The 21,085-nt window shown below is 74.1% G+C and carries 16 protein-coding genes; 5 read left to right on the top strand and 11 right to left on the bottom strand.

What is annotated here, in order from left to right; genetic code table 11:
* Nucleotides 1–14 precede the first annotated feature (14 nt).
* A complete protein-coding gene (locus tag ACFTZL_RS00245) occupies nucleotides 15–848 on the top strand; it encodes an alpha/beta fold hydrolase (RefSeq protein WP_382576285.1) in 834 nt (277 codons plus the stop codon).
* Between the two features lie 58 nt (nucleotides 849–906).
* Here the strand turns inward: ACFTZL_RS00245 and uppS are convergent, their stop codons facing one another.
* Both uppS and ACFTZL_RS00235 read right to left on the bottom strand, forming a co-directional pair.
* Entirely contained in the window at nucleotides 907–2,670 is a 1,764-nt protein-coding gene (gene uppS / locus ACFTZL_RS00240; protein WP_382576282.1) for a polyprenyl diphosphate synthase, read from the bottom strand.
* A gap of 139 nt (nucleotides 2,671–2,809) precedes the next feature.
* Nucleotides 2,810–3,487: an ANTAR domain-containing protein gene (locus ACFTZL_RS00235; RefSeq protein ID WP_382576279.1), complete on the bottom strand. Its 678-nt coding sequence runs from the start codon at nucleotides 3,485–3,487 to the stop codon at nucleotides 2,810–2,812.
* A gap of 191 nt (nucleotides 3,488–3,678) precedes the next feature.
* On the opposite strand from ACFTZL_RS00235, the gene ACFTZL_RS00230 reads away from it, so the two are divergent.
* Together ACFTZL_RS00230 and ACFTZL_RS00225 are read left to right on the top strand one after the other, a co-directional pair.
* Nucleotides 3,679–4,029: an STAS domain-containing protein gene (locus ACFTZL_RS00230; protein WP_184592308.1), complete on the top strand. Its 351-nt coding sequence runs from the start codon at nucleotides 3,679–3,681 to the stop codon at nucleotides 4,027–4,029.
* Nucleotides 4,026–4,979, top strand: a complete 954-nt coding sequence (locus ACFTZL_RS00225; RefSeq protein WP_382576277.1) for an anti-sigma factor RsbA family regulatory protein — start codon at nucleotides 4,026–4,028, stop codon at nucleotides 4,977–4,979. The genes ACFTZL_RS00230 and ACFTZL_RS00225 overlap by 4 nt, the downstream gene beginning before the upstream one ends.
* Nucleotides 4,980–5,000: 21 nt before the next feature.
* On the opposite strand, the gene ACFTZL_RS00220 is transcribed toward ACFTZL_RS00225, so the two are convergent.
* The 8 genes from ACFTZL_RS00220 to ACFTZL_RS00185 form a co-directional block, all read right to left on the bottom strand.
* Nucleotides 5,001–6,038 (bottom strand): rod shape-determining protein, encoded by a 1,038-nt coding sequence (locus tag ACFTZL_RS00220; RefSeq protein WP_382576274.1) that lies wholly within the window; start codon nucleotides 6,036–6,038, stop codon nucleotides 5,001–5,003.
* A 137-nt stretch (nucleotides 6,039–6,175) separates the two neighbouring features.
* On the bottom strand, nucleotides 6,176–10,516 hold the full coding sequence (locus ACFTZL_RS00215; RefSeq protein WP_382576271.1) for an SAV_2336 N-terminal domain-related protein: 4,341 nt from the start codon (nucleotides 10,514–10,516) through the stop codon (nucleotides 6,176–6,178).
* Entirely contained in the window at nucleotides 10,506–11,549 is a 1,044-nt protein-coding gene (locus ACFTZL_RS00210; protein WP_382576270.1) for an AAA family ATPase, read from the bottom strand. Before ACFTZL_RS00210 ends, ACFTZL_RS00215 begins: the two co-directional genes overlap by 11 nt.
* Before the next feature lie 70 nt (nucleotides 11,550–11,619).
* Complete coding sequence (locus ACFTZL_RS00205) at nucleotides 11,620–13,344, bottom strand: trypsin-like peptidase domain-containing protein (RefSeq protein WP_382576268.1); 1,725 nt, start codon at nucleotides 13,342–13,344, stop codon at nucleotides 11,620–11,622.
* Complete coding sequence (locus tag ACFTZL_RS00200; protein WP_382576335.1) at nucleotides 13,341–13,709, bottom strand: CU044_2847 family protein; 369 nt, start codon at nucleotides 13,707–13,709, stop codon at nucleotides 13,341–13,343. Before ACFTZL_RS00200 ends, ACFTZL_RS00205 begins: the two co-directional genes overlap by 4 nt.
* A 131-nt stretch (nucleotides 13,710–13,840) precedes the next feature.
* Nucleotides 13,841–15,181: a carboxyl transferase domain-containing protein gene (locus ACFTZL_RS00195; protein WP_382576265.1), complete on the bottom strand. Its 1,341-nt coding sequence runs from the start codon at nucleotides 15,179–15,181 to the stop codon at nucleotides 13,841–13,843.
* Nucleotides 15,174–16,619: an acyl-CoA synthetase gene (locus ACFTZL_RS00190; protein WP_382576264.1), complete on the bottom strand. Its 1,446-nt coding sequence runs from the start codon at nucleotides 16,617–16,619 to the stop codon at nucleotides 15,174–15,176. The genes ACFTZL_RS00195 and ACFTZL_RS00190 overlap by 8 nt, the downstream gene beginning before the upstream one ends.
* 62 nt (nucleotides 16,620–16,681) lie before the next feature.
* Nucleotides 16,682–17,965 carry an SLC13 family permease gene (locus ACFTZL_RS00185; protein ID WP_382576261.1) on the bottom strand — a complete coding sequence of 428 codons (1,284 nt, stop codon included), beginning with the start codon at nucleotides 17,963–17,965 and terminating at the stop codon, nucleotides 16,682–16,684.
* 192 nt (nucleotides 17,966–18,157) lie between these two features.
* Here ACFTZL_RS00185 and ACFTZL_RS00180 point away from each other — a divergent pair, with 192 nt between their 5' ends.
* Nucleotides 18,158–18,865 (top strand): FadR/GntR family transcriptional regulator, encoded by a 708-nt coding sequence (locus ACFTZL_RS00180; RefSeq protein WP_189724988.1) that lies wholly within the window; start codon nucleotides 18,158–18,160, stop codon nucleotides 18,863–18,865.
* 64 nt (nucleotides 18,866–18,929) lie between these two features.
* On the opposite strand, the gene ACFTZL_RS00175 is transcribed toward ACFTZL_RS00180, so the two are convergent.
* Nucleotides 18,930–20,012, bottom strand: a complete 1,083-nt coding sequence (locus ACFTZL_RS00175; RefSeq protein ID WP_382576334.1) for a MerR family transcriptional regulator — start codon at nucleotides 20,010–20,012, stop codon at nucleotides 18,930–18,932.
* Between the two features lie 182 nt (nucleotides 20,013–20,194).
* Here ACFTZL_RS00175 and ACFTZL_RS00170 point away from each other — a divergent pair, with 182 nt between their 5' ends.
* Nucleotides 20,195–21,079, top strand: coding sequence for a RimK family alpha-L-glutamate ligase (locus ACFTZL_RS00170; protein WP_382576257.1), 885 nt, complete (start codon nucleotides 20,195–20,197; stop codon nucleotides 21,077–21,079).
* Nucleotides 21,080–21,085 lie beyond the last annotated feature (6 nt).

Below are 21,085 nucleotides of genomic sequence, written 5' to 3'. Positions count from 1 at the left end.
GACGGAGCCCTGCCATGCGCAGTGACGTGTTCGAGACCGACGGAGCGTGCCTGTACCACGAAGTGCGCGGCGGCGGGCCCGCCCTGCTGATGATCAGCGGGGCGGGAGGGGACGCCGGGTACTACTCGGGTGTCGCCGAGGAGCTGGCCGACGCCTTCACCGTGATCACCTACGACCGGCGAGGCAACTCCCGCAGCACCGGCCGCTCCGCCGAACCGATGGACCTCGCTCAGCAGGCGGCCGACGCTCGCCGGCTGATCGAGTCGGTGGCGGGCGGACGTGCTCTCGTGTTCGGCAACAGCGGAGGCGCGATCATCGGCCTCACGCTGGCCGCGCTGCACCCGCACGTGCTGACCGGTCTGGTCGCGCACGAGCCACCTGCCGTGAACGTCCTGCCCGACGACGATCCCGACCGCGGCTTCTTCGGCGACGTGGCCGCGCTGTACGCCGAGGGCGGCGCCCCGGCGGCGGGACGCCGGTTCGCGGAGACGACGCGCGGCGAGGGGACGTACCGCTGGCCCGACGACCTCTGGAAGCGGTTCCTGGGGAACCAGGACCACCTGTTCGGCACGGAGTGGCCCGGCTTCGCCGGCTTCCTTCCCGACAGGGCCGCGCTGAAGGCCGCGCCCTTCCCGATCGTGCTCGGCGCGGGCGCCGCCGACCGGGGTACGTACTACGCGCGGCCCTCCGCCGAGATCGCCCGCCGGATCCGTGTGCCGTGGGTGGAGTTCCCCGGCATCCACATGGAGTTCCTGCGCAATCCGGCTATCTTCGCGGCGGCCCTGCGGGCGCTGGCGACACAGATGCTGAGCCACGAGGGCCGGGTGCCCGCGGAGTGGGTGCGGTAGCGGGCGCACGCCGGCCCCCGCCGAGACGGTCCGTGACCGGCTGTCCGGGCGGGCCGGGTCATCCGGCGTGAGGTGACCGCGTGGGCAGCGGCCCCGCGGTGGCCGGAGTCGTGCCGTGGCGGCGTTGGCGGTGGGTGTAGGTGGTGACGGCCTGCCAGAGGTCGCGGCGGTCGGTGTCGGGCCAGAGGCGGGGGGTGAAGTGCAGTTCGGCGTAGGCCGTGTGCCAGGGCAGGAAGTTGGAGACGCGGTGTTCGCCGCCCGTGCGCCAGAGCAGGTCCACGTCCGGCAGGTCCGGGCGGGGCAGGTGCCGTGCGAAGTCGTCCTCGGTGATCAGGTCCGGGTCCAGGTGGCCGGCCCGGGTACGGCGGGCCAGGGCGGCGGCCGTTCGGGTGATCTCGTCCCGGCCGCCGTAGTCGATGCACATCGTCAGCGTCAGACCCGAGCGGGTGCGGGTGGTGCGCTCCCGTAGGTGGAGGAGGTCGACCAGGTCGGGCGGCAGGCGGCCCGCGCGGCCGTGCCAGCCCATCCGGACGTCGAGGTCGCGGAAGGGGTCGTCGACCAGTTCACTGCGCAGGAGGTCGAGGATCGCGTCGACCTCTTCGGTATCGCGGTGCCAGTTCTCGGTGGAGAAGGTGTAGAGGGTCAGGTGCCGCAGGCCGATGTCCAGGGCGCCGTGGACCACCTCGCGGACGGCGGTGGCGCCGGCTCGGTGACCCTCGTGCCGGGGCAGGCCCCGCTGCTGGGCCCAGCGGCCGTTGCCGTCCATGATCACGGCGACGTGGGTGGGCAGGTGGGTGGGTGCGATCTCCGGTGGTCGCTCGCCGCTGGGGTGGGGTGGCGGAGGGCGGAAGGCCGTGTGGGCCGGGCGGGCGAGGGTGGGGCGGCTGCCGTGGGCGGGCTGGTGCGCGGGCGGCACCGTCAGGGGGGTCAGGCTCCAGGCCAGGGCCGCGCGGGCCCGGGCGGGGGCGAGGATCCGGGCGCGGGTGAGGGGCGCGGGCCGGGGCCGGGCCTGGAGCAGGGCCGGCCCGGCGGTGTCGATGGCGTCGAGCTGGGCGCGCAGCAGGGCCGCCATCGTGTGCAGGACGGTGGCGGGCCCGGGGTGCATACCGCGGCTGAGGCCCTCCTGGGTCACCCACCGGCGGGCCAGGCCGGTCAGGTGCGTGATCAGGGCGGATACGGCGGGGCTCCAGCGCCGGTGCGCCAGGTCGGCGGCGGACGCGGGGTGCTGGTCGAGGACCTCGCCGGGCAGCAGGAGGTCGCCCTGGGCGAGGTCGGCGGACAGGTCGGTGAGGATGTCCGTGAGCCGGACGCCGTCGAGGAACTCCTCGTAGGTCTCCCGGGTGTCCAGCCGGAGCGCCACGGGTACGCCGGCCCGGTCGAAGAGGGTGCGGACCTGGCCGAACCAGGGCAGCAGGTTGTCCCGGCCCCAGGTGCGCCACTCGGTCCAGTCGGTGAAGTGCCTGCCCTGGGTGTCGTCCCGCACCTGGGTCATGGCGGCGTGCAGTTCCGACAGGTCCAGGCGCCAGCGGGCCGCGGTGTGCACGAGGGCGTGGCGGATGGGGTCCGGGCTGGTGCCGGCGGGCAGTTCGCGGTGCAGGGCGGTGATCCACTCCTCGACCCGGGCGGCCCGTTCGGCGGCGGGTGCGGTGCGGTCGTCGCCGAGGTCGTCGAGGGCGTTGGCGGCCGCCCACAGGGCGTGCAGCGCCGGGCGCAGTGGTGCGGGCACCAACTGGATCAGGGCGTACTCCGCGGGGTCCTGCCGCCTGGTCCGGAGCCGGCACAGTCGGTAGGCCGCCCGTAGTGCCGGGTCGTCGCCGATCACCGTTCGTGCGGTGGTCGTGCGTCGGTCTGCCGGGGCTGGGGTCGCGGGAGGCACATCGCTGACAACGAGAGCGGTACGTCCAGGTATTGCGCTGATCAAGTGGGTCCGGCGACTCCGGGGGAGGGCCCGGGCCGGCGGCTCAGCTGTGGGGGCGGCGGGCGAGGGCCTTGTTCAGGGCCTCGCGGAGTTCGGGGGGCGGAGGAGGGCCGTCGGATTCCGCGCTGGCCGTGACCGCGGCGGCCACGTCGCGGAGCTTGGTGTTGGAGAGCTGGGACGTTTCCCGGAGGATGTGCCAGGCCTGGTCGGAGGTGCAGCCGTGGGTGGCCATGAGGATGCCGCGGGCCTGGTCGATGACCGGGCGGGAGGCGATGGCCTGGCGGAGCTGCTCGACCTCCGACTGGAGGACGTGCAGGCGCTCCGCGCGTTCCACGGCGACCGCCGAGGAGGCGGCCGGGGCGGGGTCGTGCGCCGCGGTGCGCAGCGGATCCGTGGTGTCCAGGCCCGCCAGCTCCAGGATCCGGCGCGGCTGGCCGTTCCAGTTCGTGGTCGTGACCGTCGTCGCACGCGCCAGGCCGTAGTCGCCCAGGACGTCAAGGAACTGCAGTCCGGCCGTGTCCATGAAATGCACGCCGCGCATGTCCAGGTCGACCCGGGTGATCGTGGCCGGCAGCTCGGCCAGGGTTCTGGCCAGGACGTCCGCGCAGCCGTGAACGAGCTCACCACGCGGGGTGAACTCGGCACGGTCCGCGTCGACGCGGCCACTGATGACCAGGGTGTTCAGCCCTCCTGTGAGGTGTGGTGATGCCGCTGACGTCATGTCACCGCCTTGTTGGTCCTCGTCGGTCGTCATCGGTCCCAGCCGGACTGCGCAACGGTCACGTCGCCCCCCCGGTGGACGTCGGTGTGAGGTGCGCCTGCCCCCCTTACCGCGTACTACACACGTTTCAGGGGAATGAGCTTTTCCCGGACGGGTACGAGCGCTGTGGACCAGAGCGTGGGGAGAGGGGCTTGAACACTCGATATCAGGTGCCGGCCGCCGGGCCCCGCGTGCCGGGCCTGGCGGTGTTTCCGCTGGCCGGGAGGCAGGGGGTCCGGGCGGCGGGAGAAGTCGGCCTGACGACCCGTGCGATCTGGGAAGGTGTACTGGAGCAGGCCGTTCGCGAGGATGAGGATGTCTACTACCTGGAGCTGTCCGACGTGACGTTCGTCGACGTCGCCGGCGCCGGTGCGCTCGCGGCCGCGGCCGGGCAGCTCCGGGACGGCCGCAGGTTCGTCGTGCGCCGGCCGCCGCCCGCCCTGCGACGGACGCTGGATCTGCTCTGGCCCGACCAGGCGGGGATCGAGGTGTCGACGTCATGACCACTGCCGTCACCGAGCCCTTCGGCCCCCTCGACCCCTTCGTGCACCCCGCGCTCTTCTACCGGGACGAGCAGGAGTACCTCGACGTCACCGTGCCCTTCGTGCGCGACGGCCTGGCGGCCGGCGAGCCCGTGGCGGTCGCGGTGCCCGGCAAGAACCTCGCGCTGATCCGGGACGCCCTGGGCGAGGCCGCGGGCGCCGTGAAGTTCCTGGACATGCGGGAGGCCGGGCGCAACCCGGGTCGGATCATCCCGGGCGTGCTACGCGCGTTCGCCGACGCCCAGCCGTCCGGGCGCCGGGTGCGGATCATCGGCGAGCCCATCTGGGCCGGGCGCTCCGCCACCGAGTACCCCGCCTGCGTCCAGCACGAGGCGCTCATCAACGCGGCCTTCCGGGGCCGTACGGCGACCATCCTGTGTCCCTACGACGTCGAGCAGCTTCCCGAGCATGTCCTCGCCGACGCGTACGCCACCCACCCCACGGTCATCCCCTCCGGCTCCCGGGCGGAGCAGAACAGCGAGGCGTACGCCCCCTGGGCCGTCGTCGACCGCTACAACGAGCCGCTGCCGCCCGTCCCGGACGCGCTGACGTTCCCCTTCGACTCCGACTCGCTCTCCCCGGCCCGGCACGTGGCCGTCGGTGAGGCGGCGCGGCTCGGTCTCACCGGCGTCAAGCTGGACGACCTGGCCCTGGCCACGGCCGAGCTCACCACGAACAGCGTGGTGCACGGCGGTGGCTCGGGTGTGCTGCGGATGTGGACCGAGGACGGGTACGTGGTGTGCGAGGTGCGCGACGAGGGACGGCTCGCGGACGTCCTGGCCGGGCGCCGGCCCGTCCCTCGCGACCAGCGCGGGGGGCGCGGGGTCCTGCTGGTCAACCTGATCGCCGACCTGGTGCGGGTGCACCGGAGCGACGGCGGGACGACGGTGCGCTGCTGGTTCGCCCGCTGAGGGCCTCGCCCCCGGGGCGGATCAGGCCCCCAGCGGATCCAGGGCCAGCGGTTCGATCTTGCCCTCCAGCATGGCGCCGAGGCCCTGTACGGCGCACACGTCCGGGCGCTCGGCGATGCGCACGGGCATGCCGGTCGCCTCGCGCAGCATCTGGTCCAGGCCCGGCAGCAGGGCGCTGCCGCCGACCATCATGATCCCCCGGTCGGCGAGGTCGGCGACCAGGTCGGGCGGGCAGTCCCGGAGCACCTTTCCGATGCCGTCGAGGATGGCGGTGAGCGGCGTCTGGATGGCGTCCCGTACGGCGGCGGTGTCGACCTGGACCGAGCGGGCCAGGCCCGTGGCGACGTCCCGGCCGTGGATCTCCGTCGAGACCGGGCCGTGCGGGGTGAGGCCATTGCCGGACAGGGCGAGCTGCAACGGCCGTACCGACTGGCTCGGCAGCATCAGCTCGTGCTCGTGACGCAGGTGCTGCACGATCGCGTGGTCGACGGCCTCGCCGCCCACCGGGATGCGCTCGGCGGTGACGATCGCGCCCAGGGACAGCACGGCCACCTGCGTGGCCGCCGCCCCGCACACCATGATCATCGTGGCCTCGGGCTGCTCCACGGGCAGTCCGCAGCCGACGGCGGCGGCGATCAGCGTGTCGACCAGTTCAACACGGCGGGCCCCGAGACCGACCAGTGTCTCGATCGCGGCGCGCTGGGCCAGCGGGTCGGCGTCGTGCGGGGTGCAGGCCGCGGCGCGCAGGATGGGCTTGCGGCGCAGGCTGCGGCGCATCTTGTCGCCGAGCAGGTGCCGCAGCATGCGCTGGGCCATCTCGATGTCCACGACCGTGCCGCCGGAGACCGGCCGTACCACCCGGATGTAGTGCGGCGTACGGCCCGTCATCTTCTCGGCGAGCTCGCCGACCGCGATCAGCGCGCCGGTGCGGGTGTTCACGGCTGCGGCGGACGGCTGGTCGACGACGAGCCCGGCGCCCTTGACGTAGACGCGTGTGCGGGCCGCACCCAGGTCGACGGCGAAGTGGCAGCGGCGCAACTGCTCCAGACTGGCGGTCATGGCAGGTCCTCCCGAGAGCACAGACCGTGGAGGGCCGCCAGACGGCGGGCCTCCCTCGCCATCGTGCGCGGCAGGGGACGGGGCCGCCTTTCCAAGGGGGCCGGGCGGGGTGCCGCCGAACGGGGGGTTCGGCGCGGCTAGGTCTGGAGCGAGCGGGCGGCTTCCAGCAGGGGGGCCAGGGAGGTGACGGTGGCTTCGCAGCCCGCCTCGCGGAGTTGCCGGCCGGTGGTGGTGTTGCGGGCGAGGCCGATGAAGCGCAGGCCGGCCTGCTGGGCGGCGGTGAGTTCGGCGACCGTGGAGCCGATGAGTACGCCGGTCGCGGCGGCACCGCCGGAGGAGTGCATCGCGCGCAGGAGGCAGTCGGGGTGCGGGGTCAGCAGGGCGAGGTCCTTGCCGCGGCCGTGGACGCCGGCCAGCGGGAGGCCGTAGGGCTCCAGGTAGCGGTGGACGGCCGGTGCGCCGACGTCGGTGACCACGCTGACGCGGCGTCCGCAGTCGTGCAGGGCGCGGACCAGCGGCACACAGTTGTGCGTGGTCGGCGCGGCGGGGAGCGCCAGCAGTTCGAGTTCGTCCAGGCGGTCCCGGAGCAGCGGGCCGAGCCGGTCGTGGGCGAACGCCCGCAGGACGTCCAGCGGATGGACGAACGTCTCCCGCCCCGCCGCGACCGCGGTGTCCCGCGGGTCGCGGTGCTCGGCGACCAGGGCGAGCAGGTCGAGGGCGGCCTCGCGCGCGGTGGTCGCGGAGAACAGGCGGGCCACGGGACCGTCGAAGCCGAGCAGCACGGTCTCGGCGTCGCCGAGGAGACCGGACAGCGGGCGCGCGGGCGGGGCCGGGTCCTGTGGTCCGGGCAGGGCCGCCCCTTCCGGGGCCAGCTGCACCGACGCCGTCACCGACAGCCCCGGCACGGGCCACCGGCGCAGCCCGGCGTTGACCGCGCGCTGGGCCGCGCCCGCCCGGCGCAGCGGATGCCGTCGGGTGATCCGGGCCGCCTCCTCCAGCAGATGGTCGAGCAGCGGCTCGGACACCCGGGCGACCTCACAGCGGACGAAGGCGACCGGGTCGTCCACGTGCCAGGACAGCTCGACCGCCGCGGCGAAGGCGCCCTTGCCGGAGCTCGGCAGGGAGACCCGGTGGTGGGACTGGTGCGTGGTGAGGTCCACCTCGTAGTAGGTGACATGCCGCGGCGGCCCGTCGCCGTGCGGCTGGGCGGGGTTGAGGAGGGTGAGCGGGCCGTCCGGCTGGGTGTGGACGACGGCCGTGCGGCCCGGGGCCGGTATGCCGAGCCGGCGCAGATCGTGTGTGATGAAGGGCCCCCGCACCAGGTCGCGGTCCTCGGGTTCGGGGGCCGTGGAGGGGGACAGCGGGCAGTACCAGGCGACGGGCGGGGTGTCCGTGGCGCCGCCCTGGTAGAGGGGCTGGAAGCGCTGGGGCCCCTGCGCCGCCGAGCTGCTGGCGAACTGCTCGTACACGGCCGGGGAGACGACCACCTGGAGGTCGGCGGGCACAGGCGCCGCCACCGGCGGCGGGGTGGGCCGGTCCCAGAACGTCACGGTGAGGGGCGGCGGGTCCACGAGGCCGGTCAGGACCTCGGGGAGCCAGCGCACCACCGCGACCAGCACGGGGAGGACGTAGGTGCCGGGCTCGGTGTGGACCACGTAGCCGTTGCCGCGGACCCGGACATCGACCTGGTGGGTGGCGAGGGCGCCGCGGGAGAGCATCTCGTGCACCGCGTACTCGAGGGTGATGCGTGCCTCGGGGTGGCCGGTGAGGTCGTCGGCCTCGAAGAGGATGGTGGGGCCGGCGCCCTCTTCGGACGCCGTCCGCTCCAGGTCGGCCAGCGTGGTCTCGAGGTCCAGCCTGAGGGCGCGCAGACGGTCCCGGGTGGTGGCGGCGGCGGGGCCGGGGACGCCGTCGAGGGGGTCGCCGTACCAGAGGTCGAGGACGCGGCGGAGTTCGGCGGGGCCGCGCATCGTTTCGCCGAGGAGATCCTCGCAATGGAGCGCGTCGACATAGACGTCCGGCAGGTGCACGGCGTACGCGCGCGAAAAGGAGACGAGCCCACCGGGGGGCAGCACGGGCCGCACCTCCGCCGCCAGGCGCTCGAGGCGGTCGGCGGCCTCGTTCTCCGGCAGCGGCTCCTCCCACAGTCCTGCGGCCAGCTCGGTGTGGGTCAGGCGGCGTCCGTGGTCGAGGAGCAGCATGCACAGCAGTGCCTGGGCGTGCGGTGAGGGAGGCTCGATGGGGTCCGTGCCGTCGCTGATGCGCAGCGGACCGAGCAGGGTGACGTGGCGCGGCGGCAGCCATGGGGCGGTCGCGGGCAGGCGTGCGGCGTGGGCGGCGGCTTCGGGCAGCCGGTGCCTGTCGATCAGGTCGAGCAGGCGCCCGTGCCCGGCGGGAACCGACATGCCCGCGCTCAACTGCTTGAGCAGCCACCGGAACTCGGCGACGTCCGATTCCGGGTCCTTGCCCCGGGACTCCTCGCCCAGGGCGAACCGGCTCAGCAGCACGGTGCCGTCGGGCCGCAGCAGCAGACCGGCGGGCCCGCGCTCCCCGCGCACCAGACCGTGCTCGTGGAGGGCCTTGAGGCCGGCCATGCCCTGGCACACCAGACGGGCGAAGGTCCGGAAGGTGATACCCGACAGCACCTCGGACAGCGACAGGCCGTCCACGAACTCCGTCACCAGGTACGGCGCGTCGTCCTCCACCCCGAAGTCGAGCACCCGCACCACATGCGGATCGTCGATCCCGGCCACCGCGCGCGCCTGCCTCAGGAACCGCTCGTGCGAAGCGGGCTGGTCGCGGTACCGGCGGACCACCACCTGCTGGTCGGTGCGGACGTCCACGGCGATCGCCATCCGTCCGTTCCACTCGCGCCGCCCGGCCAGCCGGTACCGCCCCGCGAACAACGGCTCCGGCGCCCCTTCCCCGCCCAGTCGCCGCACCGTCTCCTCGCTCACCGTCGCGAACGCGGGCCCCGAGCCGTTCTGTCCGCCGTCCGTCTCGGCCCGGAACTCCCCGGCCGCGAGCCCCGCCCGCTCGTCGATCAGACCGCCGACCCGTTCGAGGAACTCCCGGGTCCGTCCCCGAGCCGTACGGGGCAGCGAACGCAGCAGCAACTCCCTCACTCCGGGCCGGAATTCGTAGGAGCCGGGCGGGCCCGGGGCCGCCGCGAGCATGCCGCTGAGGATCACCTCGGCGAGGTGCTGGGGGTGCGGGTCGCGGTCCACGGTGCGCTGGACGAGGCGCATCACCGGCACCGAGGGGACCGCCAGCGCGAGATGCCCGGCGAGGCGGAAGGCCTCCGGGGACGCGGTCGCGCGGAAGCGCAGCACCAGGTCCTCCGGGGACGCCGAGGCGAGGTCGGGGACCGGTTCGGCGGGTGGTGCGGGGGCGGGCGGCAGCCAGGCCGCCGCGCCCGGGGTGCGGGCGCCGCCCGGGTCGGAGACCAGGGCCGCCCAGTGGGCGAGCCAGGGGGCGCCCGGTTCCAGGACCGGCAGGGGCAGGGCCTGGTCGGGGGGCGGCGTGGCTTCGTAGGGGGCGAAGGCGAGTGTCGCCGAGGGCGCCGCCGTGGACGGGGCGGTCAGCAGGCCCGGTTCGGCGGGGAGTGCCGTGGTGGGCCAGAGGTGTTCCGGCAGGGGCTGGACCACGGCGAGCGGCATGTGACGGGCCCACTGGCGCAGGGTGCGGTACCAGCGGTCGCCCGCCTCGCCAGGGCGCCACTGCGGGCCCATGCAGTCACTGATGACGAGGGTGACCGTACGGCCGTCGTCGAGGACGGGGACCTGGCGGGCCCGGCCGTCGGGCGTGGCCGGATGCAGGGTGACGGTACGGAAGATGCCCGACTGGGCGAGGGCCGTGTGCAGTTCGCTCACCAGGGGGCGCCAGACCGGCATGGTGGGGCCCGTGTCGTGCACGAGGTTCAGCCGCAGCCAGCGGTCGGGGGCCGGGCGCAGCACCGGGAGCCACACGTCGGGGTGGGCGCCGAGCCGCGCGATCCGGTCGGCCGTCGCCCGTTCGTCGAGCACCCGCAGGTGCGGGGAGGGCACCTTGCGCTGCAGCGGGCGCAGGGCGCGCTGGAGTGCGAGGGGGTGGGGCAGCATCGGGGGCGCGGGGGCGAGAAGGGGGGAACCGCCGCCGACCGCGTCCCCCTCGGCGTGGCCCGGGGAGCGCGGGGCCGGCAGACGCAGAGGGACACGGTCGGGTGCGGGCGCCGGGGCCTTCGGTGGTGGCTCGGAGGAACGTGGTGGTACGGGGTCGGCCGGGGGGTCGCCCTCGGGCGTGGGGGCCTCGGCTGTCTCGTCGGGCGTGGCGGGGCCGACGGGCCGGGACTCCTGCGCGGACGGCTCGTCCGCCTCCAGCCGGCCCGCCAGCCACAGCAGTTCCGCGAGCTCCCGGGGCGTCGGCGACGCACCCGCGGCGGACAGCGCCGCGGCCAGGCGGGCGACGGGGGACTGCCCGGCTCCGTGATCAGAAGCCATCGCCGTCGGCCGTCGCGCTGAGGTACGGCATCAGCTGCTCGGCGAGGTCGTCGCGGGACTCGGCGTCCAGGCCGGAGACTCCCGTGAGGTAGAGGGCGTTCAGGAGCTGGTCGGTGGCCAGTTCGCCGCCGCTGGCCCGCTCCAGGAAGCGGGTGATCAGACGGTCCGCGGCGGCGTCCGGGGTGTCGAGGTGGGCGCGGACGATGTCGGTGAGCTGGTCGCGGTCGGGGCGGCGCAGCTTCAGCCGGACGCAGCGGCGCAGGAAGGCGGGCGGGAACTCGCGTTCGCCGTTGCTGGTCAGGACGACGAAGGGGAAGGCACGGCAGCGGACCCGGCCGCGGTGGACGGCGACCGGGGTGTCCGTGCCGTCGGCGAGGACCTGGGCCGCCGTGTCGTCCGAGTGGCGGGCGGCGCGGACCAGTTCGGGGATCTCGTACTGGCCCTCCTCCAGGACGTTCAGCAGGTCGTTGGGAAGGTCGAGGTCGCTCTTGTCGACCTCGTCGACGAGCAGGGCCCGGGGCCGGTCGTAGGGGAGCAGGGCCGTGCCGAGCGGGCCGAGGCGCAGATGGTCCTCGACGTCGCCGGCGGCCGGCCGGTCCTGCCGCTCCCGGTCCTGCCGCTCCCGGTCCTGCCGCTCCCGGGCCGCGTACAGCCGGGACAGCGGGTCGTACTGGTAGAGGCCGTCGGCCAGAGAGCTGCGACTGGTGATGTTCCAGCGCAGCACCGGGCCGAGGCGCAGCTCGCGCGCCACCGCGTACGCCAGTGAGGACTTGCCGGTGCCGGGCGGGCCGGTGACGAGCAGGGGGCGGCGCAGGCAGAGCGCGGCGTTGACGAGCCGGACGCTCTCCGGGGTGGCCACGTACGACTTGGCCCGGTGCACGCGGTCGGGCGAGACGGCCGTCGCGTCGTCGGTGTCGTCGGGCGGCGGCAGGGCGGGCCCGCCGTCGAAGGCGCGCCAGGGCGGTGGGACGGGGAGGTGGTCGATGCCGTCGTGCGGCTCGTTCCTGCCGGTGTAGACCGACCAGTGCGGCATGGGGGGTGGTCTCCGCTCTCCGTTTTCGTGCTGGTGTTTCTCAAGGCGCCCCGGACCGCGTCCGGGTGGGTCAGGACACCGGCGACCCCGCGTGCGCGGCGGCGACCGCGTGCGGGTCGGTGAAGACGCGCGGGTCGTCCCACAGCAACTGGATGCCGTGCGCCCAGTGGTCCTCCTCCGCGTCGGCCTCCTCGCGCAGGGCCAGGATGTGGCGCGGGAGTTCGGCGGGCGGTACGGCCGCCACACAGGCGTCGAGCGCGTCGAGGAAGGCCTTGCCGGTGCAGCCGTCCGCTCCGGCGCACTCCTCCTGCCCGGAGTCGCAGCCGCCGCGCGACCACACGATGACCGGGGCGGGCGCGGTGAGCGAGGTGTCGAAGTGCGGTCGGGTACGGGGGGCGGCCGGGGCGGTGCCGAATCCGGCGAGGCAGGCGTCGGGCCGCCGCATCCGCATCCGCAGCCGTCCGGGCTCCTCCGGGCCGCCGCACTCCACGCGGTGCATCCGCGCGCCCGGCAGGGAGTCCAGGCGCTTCCACGCCCGGGTCAGGACATGCCGGGTGCTGGCCTTGCGCCGGGCGTGGTCGGTGACGACCAGCGGGTAGACGCAGCCGAGCGGGGTCGCGTCGTCGGGGGCGCTCTCCCAGAGGTCGACGGGCCAGTCCAGCCAGTCCCGGGGCAGCGCGAACGCGACGAGTTCGTCGGCGCCGGGCGTCAGATACCGGAAGGCCGCCTCGATCCGGTCCCGCACATAGGCGTGCAGCCGGTGCTGTTCGACCGTGCCGGAGTCCACCGGGTGCCGTCGACCCTCGCTGTACGCGGACACCTCGACACGGACCAGGCCGTCGCCCGCTCCACTGTGCCCGAGCTCGACGAGGATGGGCGACCAGTCGGGCGCCGACGGCTCCACGGCCGGGGTGTGCAGCAGGGCTTCGAGCCGGTCGGCGAACCGGGACACGGTCCGTGCGGCGCCCGGGCCGTCGAGTTCGCACAGCACGAACAGGGCCGCCGACCACAGCGAGTCGAACCCTTCCTCGGGCGGCGGCGGGTCGAAGGGGTCGGCGGCCGCGGTGTAGAGCCGGGCGGGGTCGCAGTCCACGCCCGCCCGGGCCGCCTTCTCGACCAGGGCGCGCAGCCGGGCCCGGTCGGCGCCGGTGTGGTCGGAGGTGGGGACGAGGCTCTGCAGGTCCGGCCAGTAGCGGGCCATGACCTGGGTGGGCATCATCCGGCCGTTGCGCACGTCCCGGTTGCCGGCCGCGGCCGTGACCATGCCGACGACCTCGCCGGTGTCGGCCAGGGTGACGGCCGCTCCGCTGAAGCCGGGGGCCAGGGCCTGTCCTCCCAGGTGCCAGGCCTCGAGCTGGAGCCACTCCCGTTTGATCAACTGCGGTGCGGTGACGCGGTACTCGGCGAGGGTGCCCTCGTCGAAGCCGGCCGGGAAGCCGTAGACGACGAGCTTGCGGGGGCTCGTGCCGTGGGCGGCGTCGACGGGCGCGAGCGCGGCCGGGGCGATGGGCATCTCCCGGTCCAGTTCCAGCACGGCGAGATCACCGAGGTCGGTGCCGGCGCCGGTCCAGCCGCCGTGGGCGACGACCCGGGCGGGCACGGCCGGAAAGCCGGGCCGCTCCGTGAAGGTCACCGTCAGGCCCTCGCCGTCCTGCACGACATGGGCGCAGGTCAGCACCGTGCCGGGGGTGACCAGGAAGCCCGCTCCGGCCACCTGGCCGCGTAATTCGATCCGGGCGTGCCACTCGGCGCTGTTCAGGGTGGTCTCCAGGGCGCTGCCCAAGGCGCTGTTCATGAGGCGGCGCCGGCCTCCCGAGCACCGGACCCCTGCGCACCGGCCTCCGGAGCGGACGCGGCCCAGGACAGCTTGACCACCAGATGGCCCTCGGCGGTGCCCTTGGCGATGAACGCGCCCGCCTCGGCGGACAGTTTCACCCCGAACTCGATCTCCACGCCGTCGGGCTTCAGCGAGCCGTCCCGGAAGACGCGCAGCGCGGACTCGGCGGCGGCGCGCACCCCGTCCAGTGCGCCCTCGAAGGTGCGGGTCGCCTGGACCGTCCCGTCGCCGCGGGAGACCAGGCGGGAGCCGGACCGCTCCTCCACCCCCTCGACCGCGACCACGGCACCGTCACCGGTCCTGAATTCGACCAACCCGTCCACGGCACCCCCGTCGTCCCACTGCACTGAGCATTTCCATTGTTACGGAAGGTACTTGATGTTGCGTGGGGCATCCACCGGACTCACGGACCGACCGGACTCACGGACCGACCGGACTCACGGACCGACCGGGCTCATGGACCGACCGTCCCGCGGATCACCCCCAGCTCCACCAGATCCTGCGGCCGGATGCGGAGCTGGTCCGCCGTCGGCTCCACCTCGCGCGGCGGCCGCTTGAGGATGGCCGCCGCGAGCTCCGGGGCGATCACCGAGAAGTAACTGTCGGGAGTGGCCCAGGTGTTGCCGGGCGCGGCCAAGGCCAGCGCGCCGCCGGAGCCGCCCTCGCCGATCACCAGCGTCGTCACCGGCGTACGGGCGCCCGCCACCGCCACGAACAGGTCGGCGATCGCCGCGCCCGCGCCCTGCCGCTCCGCCTCCGCGTCGTTGGCGGCGCCCGGGGTGTCGACGAGGGTCAGCACCGGGATGCCGAGCCGGTCCGCGAGCCGGATCAGCCGGGCGGCGGTGCGGTAGCCGGCGGGACGGGTCGCGGTCCCGGTCTGCGCCGCGTACGCGACCGTACGGCCCTCGTGCTCACCGAAGCCGCACAGCATCCCGTCCGGGTCGGTGCCGCCGCAGCGGTCGCCGCTGATCGCGACCCGATGGGTGAAGTAGGCGTCCAGATAGGCGGCGGCGCGCGGACGCCGGGGCGAGCGGGCCCGCCGGACGGCGTCCCAGCCCGTGCCGGGCAGGCCCGCGCTGTCGCCGAGCGGTTCCGGCGCCGGGGCGGGCGTACCGGACCGGGACGTCAGCAGCGGCAGCCACCGCCCCAGCGCCTCGCGCAGCTCCTCCGGCCGTACGACCGCGTCCACCGCCCCCGCCGCCGCCTGCGCCTCGGCCGTGTACGCCGCCGGGTCCGCGTCCGCCGGCCGCACCCGGGAACCGGCGAAGCCGACCTGCGCCCCGGGCAGTGCGAGGACCACGTCCGCGCCCGCGCCGAGGGTGGCCCAGCCGCCCCCGGTCGTCGGGTCGCGCACCACGGCGACCTGGGCAAGACCGGCCTCCCTGGTGAGCGCCGACTGCCGGGCCACCCGCTGGAGCTGGGTCAGCGCGAGCATGCCCTCCTGCATCCGGCTGCCGCCGGTGGCGACCAGCGGCACGACCGGGAGGCGGTGCGTACGGGCGTACGTGTACGCCGCCTCCAGCAGGTCGCCGGTGCGCTGCCCCAGGGAGCCGCCGAGGAAGCCGAACTCGAACGCGATCAGCACGGCCCGGGCACCGCCGATCCGGGCGGTGCCGCAGACCACGGACTCCTGCTCGCCGGTGCGTTCGGCGGCACGGGCGCGGGAGGCGTCGTAGCCCGGCCACGCGAGCGGGCCGTCAGGCCTGGGGTCCCTTATGGATGCGGGGAGTTCGGCGAAGGTGGAGTCGTCGGCGACGAGGGCGACGATCTCGCGGGCCGAGTGCCGGTCACTCATGGGTCAGCGCCCGCTTCATGATCTTCCCCATGTCGTTGCGGGGCAGCGCGTTCAGGTGGTGGACGACCCGTGGGCGCTTGTGCGGTGCGAGGCGCTCGGCCACATGATCGGCCAACTCGGCCAGGGCGGGCGGTGACTGGGGATCAGCGGGCACGATCCACGCCACGATCCGCTCGCCCAGGTCGGGGTCCGGCTCCCCGGTGACCGCGGCCTCCCGCACCCCCGGGTGTTCGAGGAGCGCGTTCTCGATCTCGCCGGCCCCGATCTTGTAACCGCCGCTCTTGATCAGGTCGGTGGCCTTGCGGCCGACGATCCGGACATAGCCGTCGGGGTCGCGCACCGCCATGTCGCCGGTGCGGAACCAGCCGTCGGCGGTGAAGGCGGCGGCGGTGGCGTCGGGCCGGTTGAGGTACTCGGTGAACAGGTTCGGGCCGCGCACCTGGATCTCGCCGACGGTCTCCCCGTCGTACGCGCCGACCTCCGAGCCGTCCTCCTCGACCAGCCGCAGCTCCACGCCCGGCAGCGGCACGCCGACCGTGCCCGGGCGGGCCTCGCCGTCGGCACGGACGCTGGTGTTCATCAGCGTCTCCGTCATGCCGTAGCGCTCGATCACCCGCCGCCCGGTCGCCGTCGCGATCCGCCCGTGGTCGTGCACGGGCAGCGCGGCCGAACCGGAGACCAGCAGCCGCGCCCCGGTCAGCGCCTTCACCAGCTCCGGGTCGCTGGTCACCGCCTCCGCGATCCGGTGGTACATCGTCGGCACGCCGAACAGCATGGTCGCGCCGCCGGTCAGCTCGCGGGCCACGCCCTGGGTGCTGAACCGGCCCAGGTGCCGGACCGAACCGCCGCGCCGCAGCGGGCCGAGCGTGCCCAGGACCAGGCCGTGCACGTGGAACAGCGGCAGTCCGTGGACGAGGACGTCGTCGCCGCTCCACTGCCAGGCGTCGGCCAGCGCGTCCAGGGTCGAGGAGATCGCCCGGCGCGGGATGACGGCGCCCTTGGGCGGGCCGGTGGTGCCGGAGGTGTAGACGATCAGGGCCGGGTCGGCGTCGTCGGCGTGCTCCTCGGGGACGGGGCCCGTGCCGTGCACGTCCACGTCGAGGCGGGGCAGCTCGTGTACGGGGGAGGGGAGTTGGTCCTCCGGAGCCGTGAGCAGCAGGTCGGGGGCGCTGTCCGACAGGATGTGCCCGAGCTCCTTCCCGCCCGACTTGGGGTTGAGGGGGACGGCGGGGACGCCGGCCAGCAGGGCGGCGACGACGGCGACGGCGGTCTCCATCGTGGGCGTCGCCCAGACGGCGACCCGCCTGGCCTCGCCGATGCGTCCGGTGAGTGCGCCGGCCGCCGCGGCGAGTTCTCCGTACGTCAGTGAGCGCGCGCCGAACCGGAGAGCGGGCCGGTCGGCCGGGGCCTCGGTCAGGGCCGGGAAGAGAGGGGTCACGCGTCCATCTCCTTAGCTGTTGTGCCTGTCTGTCTGTTCCTGGGACATCGGCCGCCGGCCGGCTATCCCCAGCCGGGGACGACCATCACCAGCCACGCCGCCGCCGGGACGACCGCCACCACGATTCCTCCGTACACCATCAGCTGCCGGAAGAAACGCTCGCGGTCGACGTCCGGCGCGGCGGCCAGGACCAGGGCGCCGTTCGTGGAGAACGGGCTGACGTCCACGACGGTCGCCGATACGGCGAGTGCGGCCACCATGCCGATCGCGCCGATCTCGCCTCGCTCCAGGAAGGGGACGGCCAGGGGGATCAGCGCGCCCATGATTCCCACGGAGGAGGCGAAGGCGGAGACCAGCGCGCCGATGTAGCAGAGCAGGAGGGCGGCGAGGAGGGGGACTCCGATGCCGCCGACTCCCTCGCCGGCCCAGGTGATGGTGCCCATTTCGTCCAGGACGCCTACGTAGGTGAGTACGCCGCAGATGAGGAGGACGGTGGGCCAGGCGATCTGGCCTGTGGCCTTGCGGCTGTCTTCGGGCCACAGCGTGCTGAGGATCACTGCGAGGGTGATGGCGGTCAGGCCGGCGTCCAGGTCGAAGACGAGGACGGCGACGACCAGGGCGAGGAGGGAGGTGAGGGTGGCTGTGCGGGACGGGGTGAGGGTGGTTTCTTCGAGGGGCAGGGTGGGGGTGGCCGGGGCGGGACTGCCGTCGTCATCGCCGCTTTCGTCCACCGCGCCCTGCGCCCATAGCTTCAGCCCCCCGCACACGACGAACACCACCCCGGCGATCACCAGGTTCGCCGTCAGCGACGCCAGGAAGAGGACGAGTTCGTTGCCGGGGAGCTTCTCGCGTTCTACGAGGCCGTTGACGATCGAGCCGTAGATGCTGATCGGGGAGAAGCCGCCGGCCTGGGCGCCGTGTACGACCATCGCGCCCATCAGCAGCGGGCTGATCCTGTAGCGCGTGGCGAAGCTCAGTGCGATCGGGGCGACGATCGCGACCGCGGCCGGGCTGACCGCGCCGATCGCCGTGAGCGCGCCGGTCAGCGCGAACATCACCCAGGGGATGAGCGCCACCCGCCCCCGCACGAGCCGGACGGCGGCGTGCACCAGCCAGTCGGTGGTGCCGTTGGCGCGGGCGATCGCGAAGAGGTACGTGACGCCGACCAGGACGACGAAGAGGTCACCGGGGAAGCCGGCGAAGATGCCGTCCGCGTCGAGGTCGGCGACGAGCCCGCCGACCCCGAAGGCCGCGGCGAAGGCGAGCGCGCCCATGTTGACGGAACGGGTGGTGGCGATGACGAACACCACGACGAGGACGAGGATCGAGATGAGTTCGGGGGACATACGGGCTCCCGTCGTTGGGCCCCGGAGCGGCTGGGAGCACCTGGGAATGGTCGAGTGGCTGAGCCACTTGAGGTGCGTTGGCTGAAAGCGTGGGTGCGGCCCGGGCGCCCGTCAAGGGGTCGCGCGACAATTGGTTCAGCCACTCGGCCACCGGGCAGGCCGGTGTTACGCTCCCGGCGAGAGGGGGACTCCGTGACCGACGCCCTGCGCCCCATGACGAAACAGCGCCTCTACGAACAGGTGCTGGAGCGGCTGCGCCAGTACGTCGCCGAGGGCGGGCTGCGCGCCGGCGACCGGCTGCCGCCCGAGCGTGATCTCGCGCAGCGGCTCGGGGTCAGCCGGGCCTCGGTGAAGCAGGCGATCGTGGTGCTGGAGGTCCAGGGCCTGGTGGAGGCCCGGCACGGGGGCGGTACGTACCTCGTGCGGGACAGTCTCGACACCGAGCCCGTCGAGCGGATGGTCGAACGCCGCAGGCGCCTCCCGGATGTCCTGGAGGCCCGGGAGGCGCTGGAGACGAAGCTCGCCGAACTGGCGGCCGAGCGGCGCACGGAGGACGACCTGGCGGCGATGCGCTCGGCACTCGCGCACATGGCCGAGGAGATCGAGGCGGACGGTCACGGCGTGGAGGGCGACCGTCTGTTCCACGCGGCCGTGACGGCGGCGGCCCACAGCAGTCTGCTCGCCGAGTTCATGCGCTCCATCGCCGAGCAGATCGCCGAGAGCCGCACCGAGTCGCTCCGCCAGCCCGGCCGCCCGTCCCGCTCCCTCTCCCAGCACCAGGCCATCCTCGACGCGATCGCCGCGGAACAGCCCCGCCAGGCGGCCACGGCCATGCGCCGACATGTCCGCACGGTGGCGAAGGTGCGGCTGCTGGACTGGGAGCCGGGCGAGGAGGAGTAGCGGCGGCCGGGGCGATTCGCTCGGCGAAGAAGCCGTCACGGCCCGTGGTTCTACGCCGTCCGGGTCAGGCCGCCCGCTCCACCACGTCCGCCACCACACAGCTCACGTTGTCCGGGCCGCCGGCCTTGTTCGCCGCTCCGACCAGGGCCTTGACCGTCTCGTCCGGGCTGGTCCGCGAGGTGAGCAGGTCGTGTACGCGGTCCTCGGGGACGACACTCGACAGGCCGTCCGAGCACAGCAGGTAGCGGTCGCCCGGCTGGGCGTCGTGCAGACGGAGGTCCGGGATCACCGTCGCCCCGTCGCCCGTCAGGGCCTTCAGGAGGAAGGCGCGCTGCGGGTGGGAGACGGCCTCCTCGGCCGTCAGACGTCCCTCGTCGATCATCGACTGGACGACCGTGTGGTCGTGGGTGATGAGGAACAGTTCGCCGTCGCGCAGCAGATAGGCGCGGGAGTCGCCGATGTGCACCAGGGCCAGCCGCGAGCCCGTCCACAGCAGGGCGGTCAGGGTCGTGCCGATGTCTTCGGCGCCGTCGGCCACGTCCTGGACGGCCTGGGCCGCGCCCCGTACCGCGTCCTCCAGGAGGTTGAGGACCCCGCCGGCCGGGACCTCGTCCGTTTCCAGGGAGCGCAGTGCCTCCACGGCGGCGCTGCTCGCGGGCGCGCCGGCCGGTCCGAAGCCGTCGGCGACGGCGAGCAGCCGGGTGCCCGCGTACGCGGTGTCCTGGTTGGCGGGGCGGACGCGTCCGGCGTCCGAGTGGGCGGAGTAACGCAGTTCCAGCATGGCGGTGTCCTTTCCTGGCTCTTGCGAGTCCGTCGTCAGGTGATCGACCAGGAACGCGGCGAGGTCCCGCCGTACCGCCGTCTCCGCCTCGACCCGTGCCCAGTAGGCGCGGATCTCGCGGGCGGCGGCCGTCGAGTCGAGCGCGCACAGCCGGCCCACCCGGCGGATCTCGGCCAGCGGCATGCCCAGCCGCCGCAGCCACGCCACCAGCCGGGCCTGCTCCAACTGGGCCACCGCGTAGTACCGGTATCCGGTGTCCGGGTCCACCCGGGCGGGCCGCAGCAGGTCCAGCTCGTCGTACAGGCGCAGTGCCTTCGGCGAGAGCCGGCACGCCTTCGCGAACGCGCCGATCGTCAGCATGTCCATGCGTCCCCCCGCCTTCCTCGCGCTCGTCACGCTCGTCGCGCTCCTTGGTTCCGCCACCGATGCTGGGGCTTCACCAAAGGTGAAGGTCAAACGGGGTGTCGCGGTTCCTTCGAGGATTGTTAGCCTGCGCCGGACCGGGTTTCGATCGTTCGTGCGAGCATTCGTACGAGAATGGAGTCGCTGTGGCTCGCACCCCGCGCATCGCGCTCGTCACCTACGACCCCGGCGGCGACGTGAGCAAGGACCAGGACCTGCCGGTGCTGGCGGACGCGCTGCGGGAGGCCGGGGCCGAGACCGACGTCGTGCACTGGGACGCCCCTGACGTGGACTGGGCCGGGTTCGACCTCGTCGTCATACGGTCCACCTGGGACTACAGCTGGCGGGCCGAGGAGTTCACGGCGTGGGCCGAGCGCTGCGGGAAGGCGACGCGGCTCGCCAACCCCGTGGACATCGTGCGATGGAACGCCGACAAGAGGTACCTGGGCCGGCTCGCGGAGGCCGGGGTGCCGGCCGTGCCCACCCGCTACTTCGCGCCCGGCGACCCCGTCGACCTGCCCGACGACCACGAGTACGTCGTGAAGCCCACCTCCGGCGCCGGCGCCCGGTACGCCGCCCGCTACCCGGCCGGAGAGCGGGACGCCGCCCTGCGCCAGGTCGAGCGGATGCACGCCGAGGGCTTCACCGTCATGCTCCAGCCCTATCTGACCAGCATCGACACGCACGGCGAGCGGGCCATGCAGTTCTACGGCGGACGTCTGCTGCACGCCAGCCGCAAGGGCGCCGTCCTCGCGCCGGGCACCCCGTACGACGCCGACAAGATCGCCCACCCGGATCTTCAGCCCTGGGATCCGACCCCCGCCGAAGTGGCCGTCGCCGAGCGGGCCCTGGCCGCCGTGCCCCTGCCCGGTGATCAGGAGCTGCTGTACGCGCGCGTGGACCTCGTCACCGGGCCGGACGGGGAGCCGTGCGTCATGGAACTGGAGCTGATCGAGCCGAATCTGTTCCTGTGGCTGCACCCGGAGTCCGTGCCGAGGGTGGTGGAGGCGGTTCTCGCCGCCGCCGGCTGATCGCGA

It is taken from the genome of Streptomyces sp. NPDC056948 (assembly GCF_042674225.1).
In the GTDB taxonomy this organism is placed as follows: domain Bacteria; phylum Actinomycetota; class Actinomycetes; order Streptomycetales; family Streptomycetaceae; genus Streptomyces; species Streptomyces purpurascens.
Note: the sequence above shows the minus strand (reverse complement) of the source record. Positions and strands in the feature narration are given on the sequence as shown.